Source organism: Dyella choica (assembly GCF_003977665.1).
GTDB lineage: Bacteria > Pseudomonadota > Gammaproteobacteria > Xanthomonadales > Rhodanobacteraceae > Dyella_B > Dyella_B choica.
Map to the genome: position 1 here is coordinate 86,660 of NZ_RYYV01000013.1, position 15,755 is coordinate 102,414.

At 63.0% G+C, this 15,755-nt stretch carries 16 protein-coding genes; 1 reads left to right on the plus strand and 15 read right to left on the minus strand.

Annotated elements, in window-relative coordinates; genetic code table 11:
• Nucleotides 1-42: 42 nt before the first annotated feature.
• The 4 genes from EKH80_RS16505 to EKH80_RS16520 all read right to left on the minus strand — a co-directional run bounded on the left by EKH80_RS16505 (nt 43) and on the right by EKH80_RS16520 (nt 4,904).
• Nucleotides 43-1,038, minus strand: a complete 996-nt coding sequence (locus tag EKH80_RS16505; RefSeq protein WP_126685880.1) for a phospholipase D-like domain-containing protein — start codon at nt 1,036-1,038, stop codon at nt 43-45.
• Nucleotides 1,039-1,500: 462 nt separating this feature from the next.
• Complete coding sequence (locus EKH80_RS16510; RefSeq protein ID WP_126685881.1) at nt 1,501-3,108, minus strand: carboxyl transferase domain-containing protein; 1,608 nt, start codon at nt 3,106-3,108, stop codon at nt 1,501-1,503.
• A 106-nt stretch (nt 3,109-3,214) separates the two neighbouring features.
• Nucleotides 3,215-3,574, minus strand: coding sequence for a hypothetical protein (locus EKH80_RS16515; RefSeq protein WP_126685882.1), 360 nt, complete (start codon nt 3,572-3,574; stop codon nt 3,215-3,217).
• 151 nt (nt 3,575-3,725) lie between these two features.
• On the minus strand, nt 3,726-4,904 hold the full coding sequence (locus EKH80_RS16520) for a thiolase family protein (protein WP_126685883.1): 1,179 nt from the start codon (nt 4,902-4,904) through the stop codon (nt 3,726-3,728).
• A 223-nt stretch (nt 4,905-5,127) separates the two neighbouring features.
• Here EKH80_RS16520 and EKH80_RS16525 point away from each other — a divergent pair, with 223 nt between their 5' ends.
• On the plus strand, nt 5,128-8,031 hold the full coding sequence (locus EKH80_RS16525) for a S8 family serine peptidase (protein WP_126685884.1): 2,904 nt from the start codon (nt 5,128-5,130) through the stop codon (nt 8,029-8,031).
• 158 nt (nt 8,032-8,189) lie between these two features.
• Here the strand turns inward: EKH80_RS16525 and EKH80_RS16530 are convergent, their stop codons facing one another.
• The 11 genes from EKH80_RS16530 to EKH80_RS16580 all read right to left on the minus strand — a co-directional run bounded on the left by EKH80_RS16530 (nt 8,190) and on the right by EKH80_RS16580 (nt 15,734).
• Nucleotides 8,190-9,347 (minus strand): isovaleryl-CoA dehydrogenase, encoded by a 1,158-nt coding sequence (locus EKH80_RS16530; RefSeq protein ID WP_126685885.1) that lies wholly within the window; start codon nt 9,345-9,347, stop codon nt 8,190-8,192.
• Between the two features lie 135 nt (nt 9,348-9,482).
• Entirely contained in the window at nt 9,483-9,929 is a 447-nt protein-coding gene (locus EKH80_RS16535; protein WP_126685886.1) for an excinuclease, read from the minus strand.
• A 29-nt stretch (nt 9,930-9,958) separates the two neighbouring features.
• On the minus strand, nt 9,959-10,687 hold the full coding sequence (gene fabG, locus EKH80_RS16540; RefSeq protein WP_126685887.1) for a 3-oxoacyl-ACP reductase FabG: 729 nt from the start codon (nt 10,685-10,687) through the stop codon (nt 9,959-9,961).
• Nucleotides 10,680-11,147: a hotdog family protein gene (locus EKH80_RS16545; protein ID WP_126685888.1), complete on the minus strand. Its 468-nt coding sequence runs from the start codon at nt 11,145-11,147 to the stop codon at nt 10,680-10,682. The genes fabG and EKH80_RS16545 overlap by 8 nt, the downstream gene beginning before the upstream one ends.
• Nucleotides 11,144-12,331 (minus strand): beta-ketoacyl-[acyl-carrier-protein] synthase family protein, encoded by a 1,188-nt coding sequence (locus tag EKH80_RS16550; protein WP_126685889.1) that lies wholly within the window; start codon nt 12,329-12,331, stop codon nt 11,144-11,146. The genes EKH80_RS16545 and EKH80_RS16550 overlap by 4 nt, the downstream gene beginning before the upstream one ends.
• A gap of 109 nt (nt 12,332-12,440) precedes the next feature.
• Nucleotides 12,441-13,157: a class I SAM-dependent methyltransferase gene (locus tag EKH80_RS16555; RefSeq protein WP_126685890.1), complete on the minus strand. Its 717-nt coding sequence runs from the start codon at nt 13,155-13,157 to the stop codon at nt 12,441-12,443.
• Complete coding sequence (locus tag EKH80_RS16560) at nt 13,154-13,612, minus strand: acyl-CoA thioesterase (RefSeq protein ID WP_126685891.1); 459 nt, start codon at nt 13,610-13,612, stop codon at nt 13,154-13,156. The genes EKH80_RS16555 and EKH80_RS16560 overlap by 4 nt, the downstream gene beginning before the upstream one ends.
• Complete coding sequence (locus EKH80_RS16565) at nt 13,602-14,582, minus strand: lysophospholipid acyltransferase family protein (protein ID WP_126685892.1); 981 nt, start codon at nt 14,580-14,582, stop codon at nt 13,602-13,604. Before EKH80_RS16565 ends, EKH80_RS16560 begins: the two co-directional genes overlap by 11 nt.
• Nucleotides 14,579-14,935 carry a 3-hydroxyacyl-ACP dehydratase FabZ family protein gene (locus EKH80_RS16570; protein ID WP_126685893.1) on the minus strand — a complete coding sequence of 119 codons (357 nt, stop codon included), beginning with the start codon at nt 14,933-14,935 and terminating at the stop codon, nt 14,579-14,581. Before EKH80_RS16570 ends, EKH80_RS16565 begins: the two co-directional genes overlap by 4 nt.
• Complete coding sequence (locus EKH80_RS16575; RefSeq protein WP_126685894.1) at nt 14,932-15,477, minus strand: COG4648 family protein; 546 nt, start codon at nt 15,475-15,477, stop codon at nt 14,932-14,934. Before EKH80_RS16575 ends, EKH80_RS16570 begins: the two co-directional genes overlap by 4 nt.
• Nucleotides 15,465-15,734: a phosphopantetheine-binding protein gene (locus EKH80_RS16580; protein WP_126685895.1), complete on the minus strand. Its 270-nt coding sequence runs from the start codon at nt 15,732-15,734 to the stop codon at nt 15,465-15,467. The genes EKH80_RS16575 and EKH80_RS16580 overlap by 13 nt, the downstream gene beginning before the upstream one ends.
• Between the last annotated feature and the right edge of the window lie 21 nt (nt 15,735-15,755).

Sequence of the window (15,755 nt, forward strand, 5' to 3'; positions counted from 1 at the left end):
GCCCCTCTCCCGGAGGGAGAGGGGCGGTAGCGAGGCTGTGGATCAGTACGGGTTGCCGCCCGAATAATCGTTGTTGATCGTGCTGTTGAGCTGACTCATCACGTTCGAATCGGTCGTGGTCAGGCCCAGTTCGCGATTCCGGTCCAGCGAGTACGACGAGAAGTTTTCAGAGCCTACAAAGGCCAACGCATTGGCAGTGCCGTAGTCGGCCACGATCGCCTTGGCGTGGATATACAGCGAGGTGTTGTCGTTCGGATAGGTGGCGATGCTCGCGCCGGCCGACTTCAGCGCATCCAGGTTGCTGTAGTACTTGCTGTTGTCGGTCATCACGATGGTCACGCTCACGCCCGCGCTCGCGGCGTTTTCCAGCGCACTCACGATGCCGCTGTCGCCCATCTCCTCGTTTTCCACCAGCAGGCTGGTGGTGGCGTTGTTGATGATGTTGAGCAGGCTCGCGCGCGAATTGGTCGGACTCCACACCAGATCATCGCCGTTCGGCGGGGTCACCGAAGTGTGCGCGAAATCCTTGTTGAAGGTGGTTTCGATGGCGCCCATGTCGTTGGCGTCGTTCTCGATCACACCGTAGTCGCGGCTGGTGCTGTAGTAGCGGCTGGTCAGGTTCATCGACATGATGGCCACCTGCGCGTTCGCGGTGCCGTAGTCGATCAGGATGCTCTTCTGATGGGTGGCCGCGTACGTGGTCCATGCCCATTTGACGTTCACGCCGCAACCGCTGAGCTGGTTATACGCGGTTGTGTTGTTCCGCTGCTCAAGATTCACGTCCAGGATCACGCGAACCTTGACGCCACGCGAGGCTGCGTTGCACAGATCGTTCTGGGCGGTGGTGTCCTGCAGTTCGTACATCGTCATGTCGATGGTCGACTGCGCGGAATTGATCAGATCGTAGATCGGCCCAAAGCCCTGGTCGGGCTCGGTCACCAGCGTCTGCTGCGCAAAGGCAGGCAGGGCGAAGCCGAAAGCGCAGGAGGCTAGCGCCGCGGCTTTCACGAAGCTGGAACGGTTACTGCGAAAGGTCATGACTTGGTCCTTATGTCGAGTTGGATGGAAAACGCATTCCCTGCGCTGATCCGCTACCGCGCTCCCTACGCGGCGTACTCGGCTGGCCGGCGACGCCGGACTTCCCCTGGTCAAACAGTGCGTGCAGCACTCCAGCCGAAGGGGCGCATCTCAACGGGTGTCAATGACAGGAATCTTTCGCTGGCGTGGCAAGGCACGCGCTCGTTCATGTGCTGTGCGCCTTCGTCATCGCCGAGTGAATCGGCCAGCCTTTGAGATCGATGCAAATGCATGGCGTGCACATCCATGCAAATTTTTTTAGTCAGTTATGCGCAAGCTTGAAATGAAGATAGGCGCGATGATGCGAAGCGCAATGGGCAGGGTTATGAAGAAAGAGGTGTACGCCGTTTCCGGCAGTGCGTAAGCTGGGATGACAATCCCAGCTTCGCGCGTGGCATTCGCTGCCGGGATTGCCATCCTGGTCTACATGCGGAATACGCCGTACCGCTGCGGCTCGATCGGCGCATTCAACGACGCCGAAATGGCCAGTCCCAGTACGCGGCGCGTATCGGCCGGGTCGATGATGCCGTCGTCCCACAGCCGCGCGGTGGCGTAGTAGGGATGGCCTTGCCGCTCGTACTGCTCGCGGATCGGCGCTTTGAAGGCTTCCTCGTCCTGCGTGCTCCAGCTTTGACCGGCAGCTTCCATGCCGTCGCGCTTCACGGTTGCCAGCACGCTGGCGGCCTGCTCGCCGCCCATCACGCTGATTCGCGCATTCGGCCACATCCACAGGAAACGTGCGCCATAGGCGCGGCCGCACATGGCGTAGTTGCCAGCGCCGAAGCTGCCACCGATCACCACCGTGAATTTCGGCACGTGCGAGCAGGCCACCGCGGTCACCATCTTGGCGCCGTCCTTCGCGATGCCGGCGTTCTCGTATTTCTTGCCGACCATGAAGCCGGTGATGTTCTGCAGGAACACCAGCGGCACATTGCGCTGGTTGCACAACTCGATGAAGTGCGCGCCCTTGAGCGCGGACTCGGAAAACAGGATGCCGTTGTTGGCGACGATGCCGACCGGGTAGCCATGGATGTGCGCGAAGCCGCACACCAGGGTCTTGCCATAACGGGCCTTGAACTCATGGAATTGAGAACCGTCGACGATGCGCGCGATCACCTCGCGGATGTCGAAGGGACGGCGCGTGTCCTGCGGAATCACTCCGTACAGCTCTTCCGCCGCGTAGCGCGGTTCCGCCGGTGCCTTTAGCGCCAACGGCATCGGCTTGCTGCGGTTGAGGCTGGCGACGATGTCACGCGCGATCGACAGCGCATGCGTATCGTTCTCGGCAAAATGATCGGCCACGCCCGAGGTGGAGGTATGCACGTCGGCGCCGCCAAGCGCTTCCGCATCCACCACTTCGCCGGTGGCCGCTTTCACCAGCGGCGGGCCGCCGAGGAAGATCGTGCCCTGTTCGCGCACGATGATGGTTTCATCGCTCATAGCCGGCACGTACGCGCCGCCCGCGGTGCACGAGCCCATCACTACCGCGATCTGCGGAATCCCCAGGCCCGACATCCGCGCCTGGTTGTAGAAGATGCGACCGAAGTGCTCCTTGTCCGGAAACACCTCGTCCTGCATGGGCAGGAACGCGCCGCCGGAATCGACCAGGTAGATGCAGGGCAGACGGTTCTCCAGCGCCACTTCCTGCGCGCGCAGATGCTTCTTCACCGTCATCGGGAAATAGGTGCCGCCCTTGACGGTGGCGTCGTTGGCCACGACCACCACTTCGATGCCATGCACGCGGCCGATGCCGGTGATGATGCCGGCCGACGGGGCCGCATCGTCATACATGCCATGCGCGGCAAGCGGCGAGAGTTCCAGGAACGGCGAACCGGGGTCGAGCAGGGCGCGAATGCGTTCGCGTGGCAGCAGCTTGCCGCGCGCAGTGTGCTTCTCGCGTGCCTTGGCGCCGCCGCCTTCGGCGCTGCGTGCCAGCTGTTGGTGCAACTGGTCCACCAGGTCGCGCAGGTTCGCGCTGCTGGCCTGGAAGTCGGAGGAGCGGGGATCGATCTGCGAGGTAAGAACGCTCATGGGGCAAACATCGCCAGGGCAAACCCTGGATGATAGCCGTTACCGGCCGCCCATAAAAAACCGGCCGCCAGATGGCGGCCGGTTTGGATCGACCTTCGAAGGACGATTAGTGCTTCGCAGCGTCCTTGCCGGCGTCCTTCGCGGCGTCGGCGGCCTTGTCGGCAGCCTTCGAAGCGTCGGCAGCGGCGGCCTTCATCGCATCGCCGGCAGCCGGAGCGGCGGCGGTGGAAGCCGGAGCGGCAGCCGGGGCCGCAGCGGTGGAAGCCGGAGCAGCAGCCGGGGTGGCCGGAGCAGCAGCGGTGGAAGCAGCGGCAGCCTTCTGAGCCTGGTCCGCAGCCTGCGTGGCAGCTTGCTGGGCCTGGTCAGCCGACTTCTGCGCGTCCTGCGCGCCTTCCTGTGCGCCGTTGCTGCAAGCCGCCAGCAGCGCGACGAGCGCGGAGGCGAGAAGGGTACGCGTGAACTTCATGGTGGATCTCCTTAGCCGTGGAATGCCAATTGGCGGATTATTAATAGCGCTTTCACGTTAACGGCGCTACCGGTTTTTACTAACATCTTTTATGCCGCATTAAACCAGGCCGTGGTTTGCAGCTCGGCCTGGCGCTGCAACGGCGCGGAGTTTAATCCAAACGTTCCACTGCCAGGGCGGTCGCTTCGCCGCCGCCAATGCACAAGGCAGCGACGCCGCGACGCAAGCCGCGGGTCTTCAGGGCGTTGAGCAGGGTCACCACGATGCGCGCACCGCTGGCGCCGATCGGATGACCGAGCGCGCAGGCGCCGCCATTGACGTTGAGCTTGTCGTGCGGAACGCCCAGCTCGCGCATCGGCGCCATCGCCACCACGGCAAAGGCTTCGTTGATCTCGAACAGGTCCACGTCGGCGACCTTCCAGCCGGCCTTGTCGAGCACCTTGCTGATCGCACCGACCGGGGCGGTGGTGAACCATTCGGGTTCCTGTGAATGAGTGGCGTGGGCAACGATGCGCGCCAGCGGCTTCACCCCGCGCGCCTTGGCTTCGTCGGCCGAAAGCAGAACCAGCGCCGCGGCGCCGTCGGAGATGCTGGACGAGCTGGCCGCAGTGATGGTGCCGTTCTCCTTGCGGAAGGCAGGCTTCAGCGTCGGCACCTTGCCGATGTCGGAACGGCTGGGCTGCTCGTCGGTATCGATCTGCACGTCACCCTTGCGGCCGGCGACGGTGACCGCCACGATTTCATCGGCGAACGCGCCGGAGGCTTGCGCCGCCTGCGAGCGCTTGACCGATTCGATCGCGAAGGCATCCTGCTCCTCGCGGCTGAAGTGGTACTTGTCGGCGCACAGCTCGCCGAACACGCCCATCGCCTTGCCGTCGTAGGGGTTGGTCAGGCCGTCCCAGGCCATGTGGTCGACCACCTTGCCATCGCCGTAGCGAATGCCGCCGCGGGCGTTGACCATGTGCGGGGCGTTGGTCATCGATTCCATGCCGCCGGCCACAACCACGGTAGCCGAACCGGCCTTGATCAGGTCATGGCCCAGCATGATCGCCTTCATGCCCGAACCGCACACCTTGTTGATGGTGGTGCAGCCGGTAGCCGGCGGCAGGCCGGCGTTGAGGGCGGCCTGGCGGGCGGGCGCCTGGCCGAGGTTGGCCGGCAGAACGCAGCCCATGATCACTTCGCTCACGTCCTTAGCCTCAATGCCGGACTCATCGAGCACAGCGCGGATGGCGGTGGCGCCGAGAGTCGGGGAGGGGACGCCGGTGAACTGGCCGAGGAAGGAGCCGATGGCAGTGCGCTTGGCGGCGGCGATGACGATATCCGACATGGGGATCTCCAGGGGAGCTTTTAGGCGCGTCGCGCCCGGGAAGGGAATTGCCGAATTATCGCAGCCCGCACTGCTTTGCAGCAAATCGGCGTTTTTCGTGAGAAATCACGCATTCTTGCCTCTCGCATTTAGACAGACTTAACCCATAAGCTATGGTTGATTGCTGCTGTTGGGAGTGGCGGCATAGCTTCTGGACGAACGTCATTCACTAAGGGTGAGAGTTATGGCAACCGGGATGCAGGCGTTGCGCCGCCGTGAAATCGCGCTATTGATCAGTCTAGCCGTGGGTTTGAGTGGTTGTGGGGGAGGGGGTAACAGCGCTGTAAAGGCGTCCATGCCGGGCGGACCGGCGTCGGGTCTGCCACCTTCGCCCACGCCTACACCCTCACCCGCTCCGACGCCTTCGACACCTTCGCCCAGCGTTCCTACGCCGCCTACTGACGCGCAGTTGTCCCTGACCAATACCTATGCGGCGCACAAACAGGGCTTTACCGGCGCCGGCGTCACCATTGCCATGGTCGACAGCGGCATCATGCGCACCAATCCGGCGGTGGCCGGACGCGTGACGCAAGAGCTAATCTACGTCGATTCGACGCAGAACAACACCAAGATCGACGATGTGGTCGGACACGGTACCTGGGGCGCCGAACTCGCCGCCGGTACGTCGTTCGCCCAGTATCCTGGTGGCATTGCGCCGGGCGCGAGCCTGGTTTCCGCGCGCATCATTTCCGACAGTGCGCCGAGTGATAACGGCTCCACTCCGCCTTCGCAGGTGACGACCAGCGATGCGCAGTTCTTTCAGCAGGTCAATTCCGACCTGATCACGGCCGGCGTGAAGGTGATGAACAACTCCTGGGGTGGCATCACCTGGGATACCACCAATACCGCGCTCAATGCCGCGTTCGATAACGCGTATGCGCCTTTCGTCAACAACGGCGGCCTGGTCGTGTTCGCCGCCGGCAACGATTCGCAGGCCAACCCGAGCACGATCGCTTCATTGCCCAGCTACGTATCCGATCCGAACCTGCAAAAGGGCTGGCTGGTTGCGGTGGCGTTGAACAGCAGCAACCCAACGCAGATCGAAAGCTATTCGAACAAGTGCGGCATTGCGATGAATTATTGCCTGGCGGCGCCGGGCGACGTGATCGTGCTGGACAAGAACACCACCTCCAGCACCGCCAATCCCACCTACTACATCGTGGAAGGCACCTCCTTCGCCGCTCCCATCGTTTCCGGCGCGGCGGCACTGGTATGGCAAGCGTATCCGTATTTCAGCAACGACCTGGTGCGGCAAACCTTGCTGGGCACGGCCACGCCACTGGGCGGTTCGCAACCCAATCCCACGTTTGGCTACGGTGCGTTGAATGTGGGGGCGGCAGTGAATGGGCCTCAGCAGTTCAACTGGGGCAATGTGGAGGTTGGCTTTTCGGGCAATTCGAGTTGGAACAACCCGATCTCCGGCGCGGGCGGCCTGATCCTGGATGGGCCGGGCACTTTGACGCTCAGCAAGCCTTCTACCTATACCGGCTCCACCACGGTCAATGGCGGCACCTTGAACGCGGTATCGCTGAATTCGAATGCAGCCATCGCATCGACGGGCACGTTGGCGATCACGGGAACTGCCTCCGGCTCGACGCCGCTCATCAATGGTAGCGTAAACAACCAGGGCACGCTGGTGGTAGGTACGACCAGCAATCTCGTGATGGCGGGCAACTACACACAGTCCGGCGGCAAGCTCGCGGTGTCGCTGGGTTCTGCACTGCAGGCGTCCGGCACGGCCACGCTCAGCAACAACGCGGCCCTGTACGTCTATGGAGCCAATCAGGGCTATGTCGCCAATTCCAAAACCACGGTGTTGTCGGCGACCAACGGCTTGACTGGTACGTTCGCAAGCCTTTCTACGCCATCTACTGTCACACTGCAGGCTACGCTGGTTTACGACGCCAACGATGCCTTTCTCAACGTAACGCAGATCAACCTCACGCAAGCCGCGGGTGCGCCGTACGCTACCTCTGCGGCTGCAGGCGCTGTGCGTACGCAGAGTGCCTTCAATACGATCAACAGCGTAATGAGCGGCTCCAATGCGCAGCCCTTGCCGACCAGTTTCGTCAGCGGCGCCGCCAGCATCCAACAATCGCAGACTACCGCCGAGCTGCAAAAATCTCTGAGCAGCCTCTCGGGCCAGATGTACGCCACGAGCGCGGCGATGACCTTCGAAGCCATCGATGCCGACACGCGTGCGTTGTCCGATCGTTTCGACAGCCTGCTCGACAGTCCGCAAAGCTTCGAACGCAACAGCAAGTTCCAGAGCTGGTCGCAGAACCTGGGCTACCAGGGCAGCTTCTCGCGCAGCGGCTACGACAACCTCGGCTTCCAGCTCAACGGCAGCATGGTCGGCGGCGATCGCATGCTCGGCAACGGCGCCGTGCTGGGTTACGCCATTAGCCACAGCCAGGGGCTGGGCAATCTGCAACAGAGCGCCGACCAGGGCTTCAGCCGTGCGCTGGAAGGCATGGTGTATGGCGGCATCGTGCACGGCAACTGGTACACGATGGGTCGCTTCGGCGTGGGCAGCGACTGGCAGAACACGCGCCGTGAACTGCTGCTGGGCAGCCAATACGCCGGCGTGGGAAGTTTCAGCAACGGCCGCTACCAGGTGGCTTATAGCGAAAGCGGTTACCGCTTCAATGCGGGTAAATGGAAACTCACGCCGTACGCCGACCTGGAATACGCCAATGTCGAACGCGATGGTTTCAATGAACTGGGGGGCGCAGGCTTTGGTCTGAGTTCCAGCTCACAGACCGTGCAGCGCTGGCAGGCGGGCATCGGCTTGCGTGGTTCGCGCCAGTGGCAAATGCCGGACGGCAGCAGCCTCAGCCTGCAAGCCCGGTTCCAGTGGCAGGACGCCTTCTCCATGCATGGCGTGATGCCGACAGCCAGCTTCACAGCTTTGCAGCAGTTCATGCCGATCAACGGCATCGGCCTGTCGCGTTACGGCAACATCGCCGGTGTGTCGTTGAACTGGCGTTTCTCGGAGCGCGCGCAGTTGTCGATCGGTGCGGATGAATACAACGCACAGCGTGCCCACGCGACGATGGGGACGCTCAATTACAGCCTGAGGTTTTAAGCTCGCCGCAATCTACTCCCTCCCCTACGTGTAGTAGGGGAGGGTTGGGGTGGGGTGAAGCAATCTCGCGGTGAACTCAAGCATTGCGGCAAGCTCGTACAACCCCACCCCAACCCTCCCCTGCAAGCAGGGGAGGGGGCTATAGCTCGTGAGTCGTTTTACTCGCGCCCGTGGAACAGCTCGCGCCCGATCAGCATGCGGCGAATTTCATTCGTCCCCGCGCCGATCTCGTACAGCTTCGCATCGCGCAGCAAGCGGCCGGTCGGATATTCATTGATATAGCCGTTGCCGCCCAGCGTCTGGATCGCTTCCAGGGCCACCTGCACCGCATTCTGCGAGGCGTTGAGCAGGCATGCAGCCGGATCGATGCGCGACTTCACCCCGGCATCGAATTCCTTCGCCACCATGTAGGCGAAGCCACGTGAACTTTGCAGCTTGGTGTACATGTCGGCGATCTTCGCCTGCATCACGCCGAAGGTGCCGATCGGCGCATTGAACTGCTTGCGCTCGCGCGCATACGGCAGGGCGATATCCATTGCCGCCTGCATCAGGCCGATCGGGCCGCCGGACAACACGAGGCGTTCGGTATCCAGGCCGCTCATCAAGACCCGCACGCCTTCATTCACTTCGCCGACAATGTTCTCGGCGGGAATCTCGCAATTTTCGAACACCAGCTCGCAAGTATTCGAGCCGCGCATGCCGAGTTTGTCCAGCTTCTGCGCCGTGCTGAATCCCGGCATGCCTTTTTCGACGATGAAGGCGGTCATGCAGCGGCTGCCCGCGATGCGCGGCGCGGTGCGCATGTAAACCAGCAGCACGTCTGCGTCGGGCCCGTTGGTGATCCACATCTTCGAACCGTTGGCCACCCATACGTCGCCATGCTGCTCGGCGCGGCAGGTCATCGAGCCGACGACGTCGGACCCGGCACCCGGTTCGCTCATCGCCAGCGCGCCGACGTATTCGCCGGAGCACAGCTTAGGAATGTATTTGCGCCGTTGCGCTTCGTTTCCGTTGTGGAAAATGTTCTGCACGCACAGGTTGGAGTGCGCGCCGTAGGACAGGCCGACCGAACCGGACGCGCGCGAGATTTCCTCCATCGCCACCATGTGCGCCAGGAAACCCATGCCGCTGCCGCCGAATTCTTCCGGCACGGTGATGCCAAGCAGCCCCAGGTCGCCCATCTTGCGCCACAAATCGTGCGGGAACAGGTTTTCGCGGTCGATATGGTCGGCGCGCGGCGCGATCTCCTTTTCCGCGAACGCAGACACGCTTTCGCGCAGCAGGTCGATCTCTTCACCGAGCGGGAACGGACGCATGACGAACTCCTGGGGAAAGGGTATGGGAGGCCAGGAATTGTAGCGCAGCGGTCTTGGCCTCCCCTGATGCGGCGCATCAGGGGAGGCCGGCGTCCCGGATTGCCGCCCTCGCCACGCAGGGGTGGGAGCAATGGGTTACGGCTGCACTTTGGCCAACTTGCCCTTCATGATCACGCCGGACATCACAAAGCCCACGTGGCATTCGTATTTCTCGCCGTCGCGGTATTCGTTGCCGTAATCGCTGACGATATCGACCACCGCATTGGCGCCGGCCGCTTTCGCCTGGTCCTGCAGCGCAATCAAGGCCGACTGCAGCGCCCAATCGCAGGTTTTCTGGTCCGCCTTGCCGAAGGCATTGGTTTTGCGGTTGACGCTGACGTCGTCCTTGAGCACCGCTACCTGCCCTTGTGGGGCATGGCCGGTCAGATAGAACTTCACCGCGCCGTCCAGCTTGCCGGACTGGGTCGCCTCGGCCACGGCGTTGGCGAACGGGAAATGCACGATCTTGTCCTTGGCCGATGCCGGCCCGGAAACTGCCAACACCAACGCGATCGCAACCAGCACTCCAAATTTCGCTTTCATACCCTTCAGTCTCCTTGATCGATGGTTTCTCAGCACAATCCGCCATTCACTGCCAGCACCTGCCGAGTGATATAGCTTGCTTCCGGGCTGACCAGAAACTGCACCGCCGCGGCGACTTCGTCCACCGTGCCGGCACGCTGCATCGGAATGGCCTTGAGAATCTCTTCCAGCGGCAGCTCTTCCTGGGTCATGTCGGTGTCGATCAAGCCCGGCGCCACGCAATTGACGGTGATCTTGCGCTTGGCCAGTTCCACCGCCAACGCCTTGGCCGCACCGATCACACCGGCCTTGGAAGCGCTGTAGTTCACCTGGCCGCGATTGCCGATCAGGCCCGAGACAGAAGTGATGCAGACGATGCGTCCCGCCTGGCGGCGGCGAATCATCGGCATGATGATCGGGTGCAAGACGTTGTAGAAGCCGTCGAGGTTCGTCCGCAGCACCTGATCCCAGTCGTCATCGCTGAGTGCGGGGAAGGCGCCGTCGCGTGTCAGCCCGGCGTTGCACACTACACCGTAGTAAGCGCCATGCGCTTCGACGTCCGCTTCCAGCGCAGCTACGCACGCAGCGCGGTCGGCCACGTCGAATTGCAGAATTCGCGCAGCGCGACCGAATGCCTCTATCGCTGCACCGACCTGTTCGGCGTCCTCGCGTCGGCTGCGGCAATGCAGGACGATGTCATAACCGGCTTGCGCCAGCTTTAAGGCAATGGCGCGGCCGATGCCGCGACTGGAACCGGTGACCAGGACTGTTTCAGCCATGCGGCGTCTCCTTGGATTTTTGTTCGAAGAACACGGCCGCGTCCGGCGGGCTGAACACGGTCAAGCGTGCTTCGGCGTGAATGCCCTGGCTCTCGATGCGGCACAGGAATACGCCCATGCCTTGTTCGTCGTGGAACTCGCGCGAGGCTTCCACCCGCAATCGAGCGCCGGCAGGAAAGTCGTCGACATTGCACGAGTAATGCCGCGTGCCGAGCAGAAACCCCAGTTGTACCGGCCGCTGTTGCGCGCGGGCGCGACAGCCGGCCCAGGCGGCAATGGCCTGCGCCATCAGCTCCACGCCCACCCATGAGGGCATGCCGCCATCGTCATCCACGAACAGGCTGCCCGCGCGGATCGTCCGCGTACAGAGGATGCGCTCGCTTTCCACTTGCTCGATGCCGTCGAGCAGGATCATCGGGTCGGCATGGGGCATCACCTCGGCGATCGGCCATGGCGTCATGCAGGATCTCCCAGGATCAACGACGCATTGTTGCCGCCAAACGCGAAGGAATTGCTCATCAGGTAGCGCCGCCCACCGGCGGGCAGATGGCTGCCGATACGGGTGAAGTTCAAGGCGGGCAGCGCAGGATCGGCCTGGCCATCCCACAAGTGCGGCGGCAGACGGCGTTCGGCGCGCGCGTCCGTCAAGCTCAGCCAGCAAAAGGCAGCCTCCAGCGAGCCGGCTGCCGCGAGCGTGTGGCCGGTCAGCGACTTCGTCGACGAACAGGGCACAGCCGTCCCCAACAGGCTGGCCACGGCTTGGGCTTCCATGCTGTCGTTATGCTCCGTGGCTGTGCCGTGCAGATTGATGTAGTCGATCTGTGCGGCGTCCAGCCCGGCGTGCCGTAAGGCATTCTGCATCGCCTGGCATGCACCGGCTCCTTGCGGATCGGGCGAGGACATGTGATAGGCATCGGAACTGGCGCCGCCACTGAACAGTTGCACCGGGCCGGGTTCGCGCGTCATCAGGAACAGCGCTGCCGCTTCGCCGATATTGATGCCGCGACGGTGCCTGGAGAAGGGATCGCAGCGCTGCTGGTCGACCGCTTCCAGTGCGTGAAAGCCGTTGATGGCCAGTCGGCACAGCGTATCCACGCCGCCGCATAGCACGGCATCACACAAGCCGAGTCGCAGCAGGCGCTGCGCGCTCATCAGCGCGCGTGCGCCGGAAGTGCATGCGGTGGAGATGCCATAGCACGGCCCGGAAAGCCCGAGCCATTCGGCCAGGAATTGAGCCGGTGCGCCGAGCTCCTGGTGCGAGTAGTGATAGTCGGTAGGCCACGCACCGTCGCGGCGATAGGCTGCAATGCCGTGAGTGGCTTCCTCGATGCCGGTGGTGCTGGTGCCGAGTATCACGCCGATGCGCGCAACTCCGTAACGCGCGATGGCGGCGCGGATGTCGGCTTCGATTTCCAGCGCCGCGGCGAGCAGCAGCCGATTGTTGCGATTGTCGCGATGGCTCAGGCTGTCGGGCACGGGCGGAAGTTGTGCATGCACGCGGCCTAGCGGAGGCTGGTGATCCGGAATCCAGCCTTGCTCGGCGCGGATGCCGCTATCGTCGCCGGCGAACAGGGCTTCGGCGACCCTGGACTTGCCGGCGCCGAGGTTGCAGACAATGCCGAGGGCGTTGAGGTAAGCGTTCATACGGCGTGCGCGTTCGTAGACTGGGATGCCAATCCCAGCATTGCCATGCGCACATGCTGCGCGATGCTGGGATTGGCATCCCAGCCTACGTGATTCGTGGCGATTTGCCTCATGCCAGCGGTTTCCGCGCCGCCACGTTCACCAGCGTCTCCTCCCGTTGCCCGGGCGGAGGCGGCGCACGCAGGCCCCAGCGCTCCAGCAAGCCGAAGTCCTTGGAGCGGCTCCACCATAGATAGGGAAAGGATACGTTGCGCGACTCGAACTCAAAGCCCTGACCGCGCAACATCTCAAGGTATTCCTCGGCGCTCTTCTGCACTTCCATCGGATGCCGGAAAAACCAGCGGATCACCCAGGTATCGATGTACGCCTTGGTCGATTCGGCGAACAACAGCCAGCCGCCTGGCTTCAGTACGCGCCAGAACTCGGCAAGGGCGCGCTCCTGCTCCACCAGATGATGAAAGGTCTGATGGCAGAACACGATATCCACGCTGCGATCCGGCAGCGGCATCTGCGCGCAATCGGCGGAATGCAGCTGGATCGAAAGGCCTTCTTGCGCGGCTTCCGCTCGCGCAAGCTCGACACTGTGCGGGTCGGCATCCAGGCCGACCAAGTGGAGGGGCTGGAACGCATCGCGCAGCAGGCGGAACGACTTGCCCTGGCCGCAACCGGCATCCAGCAGCGTACCGCCTTGCGGCAACGGTTCGCCGATCAGCCGCTTGAGGTCATTGATCGCCACGCGCAGCACGTGATGCTGCCATGTATGGCTGCGCAGGAAGTGGAAACCGATGCGCGTTTCTTCAACGTAGTTGGGGCTGGCGTAGGTCATGATGCGACGGTAGAAGATTGTTGCGGGCCACGGCGCAGTCGCTGTTCGACCGCATCGATGAAAACTCTGGGCGATTCGAGCTGCATCTCGCCGCTGGCGAGGTCGACTGCCACCTGTACGCTGCTCGCACGCGTGATGCGCTGGCCGGTGGACGCATCCCGAATCAGGTAGTGGATCAACAGGCGGTTTTGCCATTCGACCAGGTCGGCACGCACGAGCAGCCGCTGTCCGAAGCGGGCAGCTTGCACATAGCGCAACTTCAAATCGATCACCGGCCAGGCATAGCCGGATGCCTTCATCTGCACGTAGTTGTGGCCGATGTCGTCGAGCAGGGCGCAGCGTGCCACCTCAAGATATTTCACGTAGTGCCCGTGCCAAGCCACGTCCATCGAATCGACGTCGTAGAACGGCACTTGAATGGCCACGTCGGTATGCAGAACGCCACTAGTTCGCATCGGTGCTCTCCTTGGACCCAGGCGCCCCGGCCGGCTGCCAATAAGCGTAGAAGTTGAACCACTGCTGCGGTGCGATCAGGCATCGTTCGGCCAGATGATCGGCGTAGCGTTGCACCCAAGCGCCAATGGTTGCGTCGCGCCGGCTTCGTTCCCATTGCGCCTGCTCAAGAAAGGCATCGAGGTAGATGCGATAGCGGCCATCGACTTTCAGGCAGCACAGCAGGTTCACCGGACAGCGCAGCAGGCCGGCCATCAACCACGGGCCTTGTGGAAAGGCCGCGGCGTGACCGAGAAAATCCACCGTCACCCGGCGTCCATCGTTCAGCGGCACGCGATCGCCGGCAATCGCCAGCCATTCGCCACGTTCCAGGCGTTGCGACAGATCCATCATCGTCGCCGTATCCAGCTCGCTCACCTGGATCAGCCGCATGCTGCGGTCGCCGGCCTCGCCCAGCAAGCGGTTGAATTGCGCCACGTGGCGGTTATGCACCAGCACGTTTAGAGGCACCTGTTCGCTCAGCTCGGCCATCGCCCGGCAGACGTCGGGGTTGCCAAGGTGGGTAACCACCAGCATTTCGCCGCGCCCGCCTTGCCGGCTACGCAGCAGACGTGGACGTACGCCGCAGGGATCGACCAATTGCACCTGTTCGTAGCGCAGCCGGCCGCGCCACACGTCGAGCCGGTCCAGCAAATTGTCGGCGAAAGCGATGAACTGCGTGAATACGCTACCTAGCGTCGGCTGCAGGGCGGACTGGCCGCTCCACTGCGCGAGATAGGTCTGGTATTGCCGGATATTGCGCCGCGCCGCGCGCGCGGAGGCGAAGAAATACAGCACGATCAGATACAACACCGGTGCCAGCAGGCGGCGACCGAATACACGCACGGCCAAAGCGGTGAGCCACATCAACGCGAAGCTGCCGCGTTCCTTGTGGGCGGACCAGTGACGCTCCTGTACCCCTTGCGAGCTCATGCTTCGGCGCTCCATGCCAGCCGGCCGGAAGAATAGGCTTTGTCGCCCTGGCGATAGGCGAAATGCAGTTTGTTTCGAGCCCTGTCGTAACGAAGGGTCAGCTCCATGCGATCGCCGGGGCGCACCAGTCGCTGGAATTTGAGGGCCTCCATGACCCTGCAACGTGCGGGGGTGCCGAAGCGCTGTGCTGCCAGCGCCAGCGCCCACGCAATCTGTACTGCGCCGGGGAGCACCGGCGCTTCCGGAAAGTGGCCCGTGAAATAGACCAGCTCGGGCGGCACCAGCAGCTCCAGTGTCCAAGCGTCATTCTGCGGGCGTTCGCCCAGCAGCACCGGGTCGTGCACCGCGGTCATGCCGCACCTCGCAAGCGCCGGCGCAGCAGCCATTCGCCAATGAACAGCACGCCCATGATGAAGTACACCAGCAGGCCGTTATACAGCGTCCACCATTTCAGCGGCGCCCATACTGTCAGTACTGCGGACACCACGCCGTTGAAAACGAAAAATCCTACCCATACCCAGGTGACCTTACGCGTATACGGTATCGCCGCATCCGGCAGATCGGGCTCGCGTACGCGCGCAATGCGCTCCACGATCGGTGGCCCGAACTTCAGGCTGAGGCCGAAGGCGCATAGCAGCAATGCGCTGATCAGCGTGGGATACCAGCGCAGCAATGCCGCTTCGCCGCTCAAGGCGAGCAGGGCGCAGTAGACCAGCGCCGCGCTCAGCATCCACTTTCCACCCGGCTGCTTCAGCAGGCTGGGTGCGCGGATCAGCCAGATCGCACCCAGCACCAGCGCGAACATCGGCGGCGGTACCCGGTCCATACCGAAATACACCACGAAGGGGTAGAGCACCCCGGCCAGCGGCAACAGGATGGATGTCAGCTTGCGCATGCACCCTGCTGGGCCTGCACGAAGGCGGCAAGAGTGGCGACCGTGGTGAAATGCTGGCGTGCGTCCTTCGAATCGGAGGCGATGCGGATGTCGTAGCGCTTCTGCAGGGCTAGCGCCAGTTCCAGTGCATCCACCGAATCGAGGCCGAGGCCTTCGCCGAACAGCGGCAGATCCGGCGGAATATCGTCCACGGCGACATCCTCGAGATTGAGGGTGTCGATGATCAGTTGCGCAATATCCTGTTGCAATGCGTTCATGGCAATACTTCCTTCAAGAGC

What these genes read in the sequence shown, in the direction of transcription:
- EKH80_RS16510 (WP_126685881.1), bottom strand. Translation starts at nt 3,108, where the DNA reads ATGAGCGTTCTTACCTCGCAGATCGATCCCCGCTCCTCCGACTTCCAG.
- EKH80_RS16515 (WP_126685882.1), bottom strand. Translation starts at nt 3,574, where the DNA reads ATGAAGTTCACGCGTACCCTTCTCGCCTCCGCGCTCGTCGCGCTGCTG.
- EKH80_RS16535 (WP_126685886.1), bottom strand. Translation starts at nt 9,929, where the DNA reads ATGAAAGCGAAATTTGGAGTGCTGGTTGCGATCGCGTTGGTGTTGGCA.
- EKH80_RS16570 (WP_126685893.1), bottom strand. Translation starts at nt 14,935, where the DNA reads ATGACCGCGGTGCACGACCCGGTGCTGCTGGGCGAACGCCCGCAGAAT.
- fabG (WP_126685887.1), bottom strand. Translation starts at nt 10,687, where the DNA reads ATGGCTGAAACAGTCCTGGTCACCGGTTCCAGTCGCGGCATCGGCCGC.
- EKH80_RS16560 (WP_126685891.1), bottom strand. Translation starts at nt 13,612, where the DNA reads ATGCGAACTAGTGGCGTTCTGCATACCGACGTGGCCATTCAAGTGCCG.
- EKH80_RS16505 (WP_126685880.1), bottom strand. Translation starts at nt 1,038, where the DNA reads ATGACCTTTCGCAGTAACCGTTCCAGCTTCGTGAAAGCCGCGGCGCTA.
- EKH80_RS16525 (WP_126685884.1), top strand. Translation starts at nt 5,128, where the DNA reads ATGGCAACCGGGATGCAGGCGTTGCGCCGCCGTGAAATCGCGCTATTG.
- EKH80_RS16520 (WP_126685883.1), bottom strand. Translation starts at nt 4,904, where the DNA reads ATGTCGGATATCGTCATCGCCGCCGCCAAGCGCACTGCCATCGGCTCC.
- EKH80_RS16575 (WP_126685894.1), bottom strand. Translation starts at nt 15,477, where the DNA reads ATGCGCAAGCTGACATCCATCCTGTTGCCGCTGGCCGGGGTGCTCTAC.
- EKH80_RS16565 (WP_126685892.1), bottom strand. Translation starts at nt 14,582, where the DNA reads ATGAGCTCGCAAGGGGTACAGGAGCGTCACTGGTCCGCCCACAAGGAA.
- EKH80_RS16580 (WP_126685895.1), bottom strand. Translation starts at nt 15,734, where the DNA reads ATGAACGCATTGCAACAGGATATTGCGCAACTGATCATCGACACCCTC.
- EKH80_RS16530 (WP_126685885.1), bottom strand. Translation starts at nt 9,347, where the DNA reads ATGCGTCCGTTCCCGCTCGGTGAAGAGATCGACCTGCTGCGCGAAAGC.
- EKH80_RS16550 (WP_126685889.1), bottom strand. Translation starts at nt 12,331, where the DNA reads ATGAACGCTTACCTCAACGCCCTCGGCATTGTCTGCAACCTCGGCGCC.
- EKH80_RS16545 (WP_126685888.1), bottom strand. Translation starts at nt 11,147, where the DNA reads ATGACGCCATGGCCGATCGCCGAGGTGATGCCCCATGCCGACCCGATG.
- EKH80_RS16555 (WP_126685890.1), bottom strand. Translation starts at nt 13,157, where the DNA reads ATGACCTACGCCAGCCCCAACTACGTTGAAGAAACGCGCATCGGTTTC.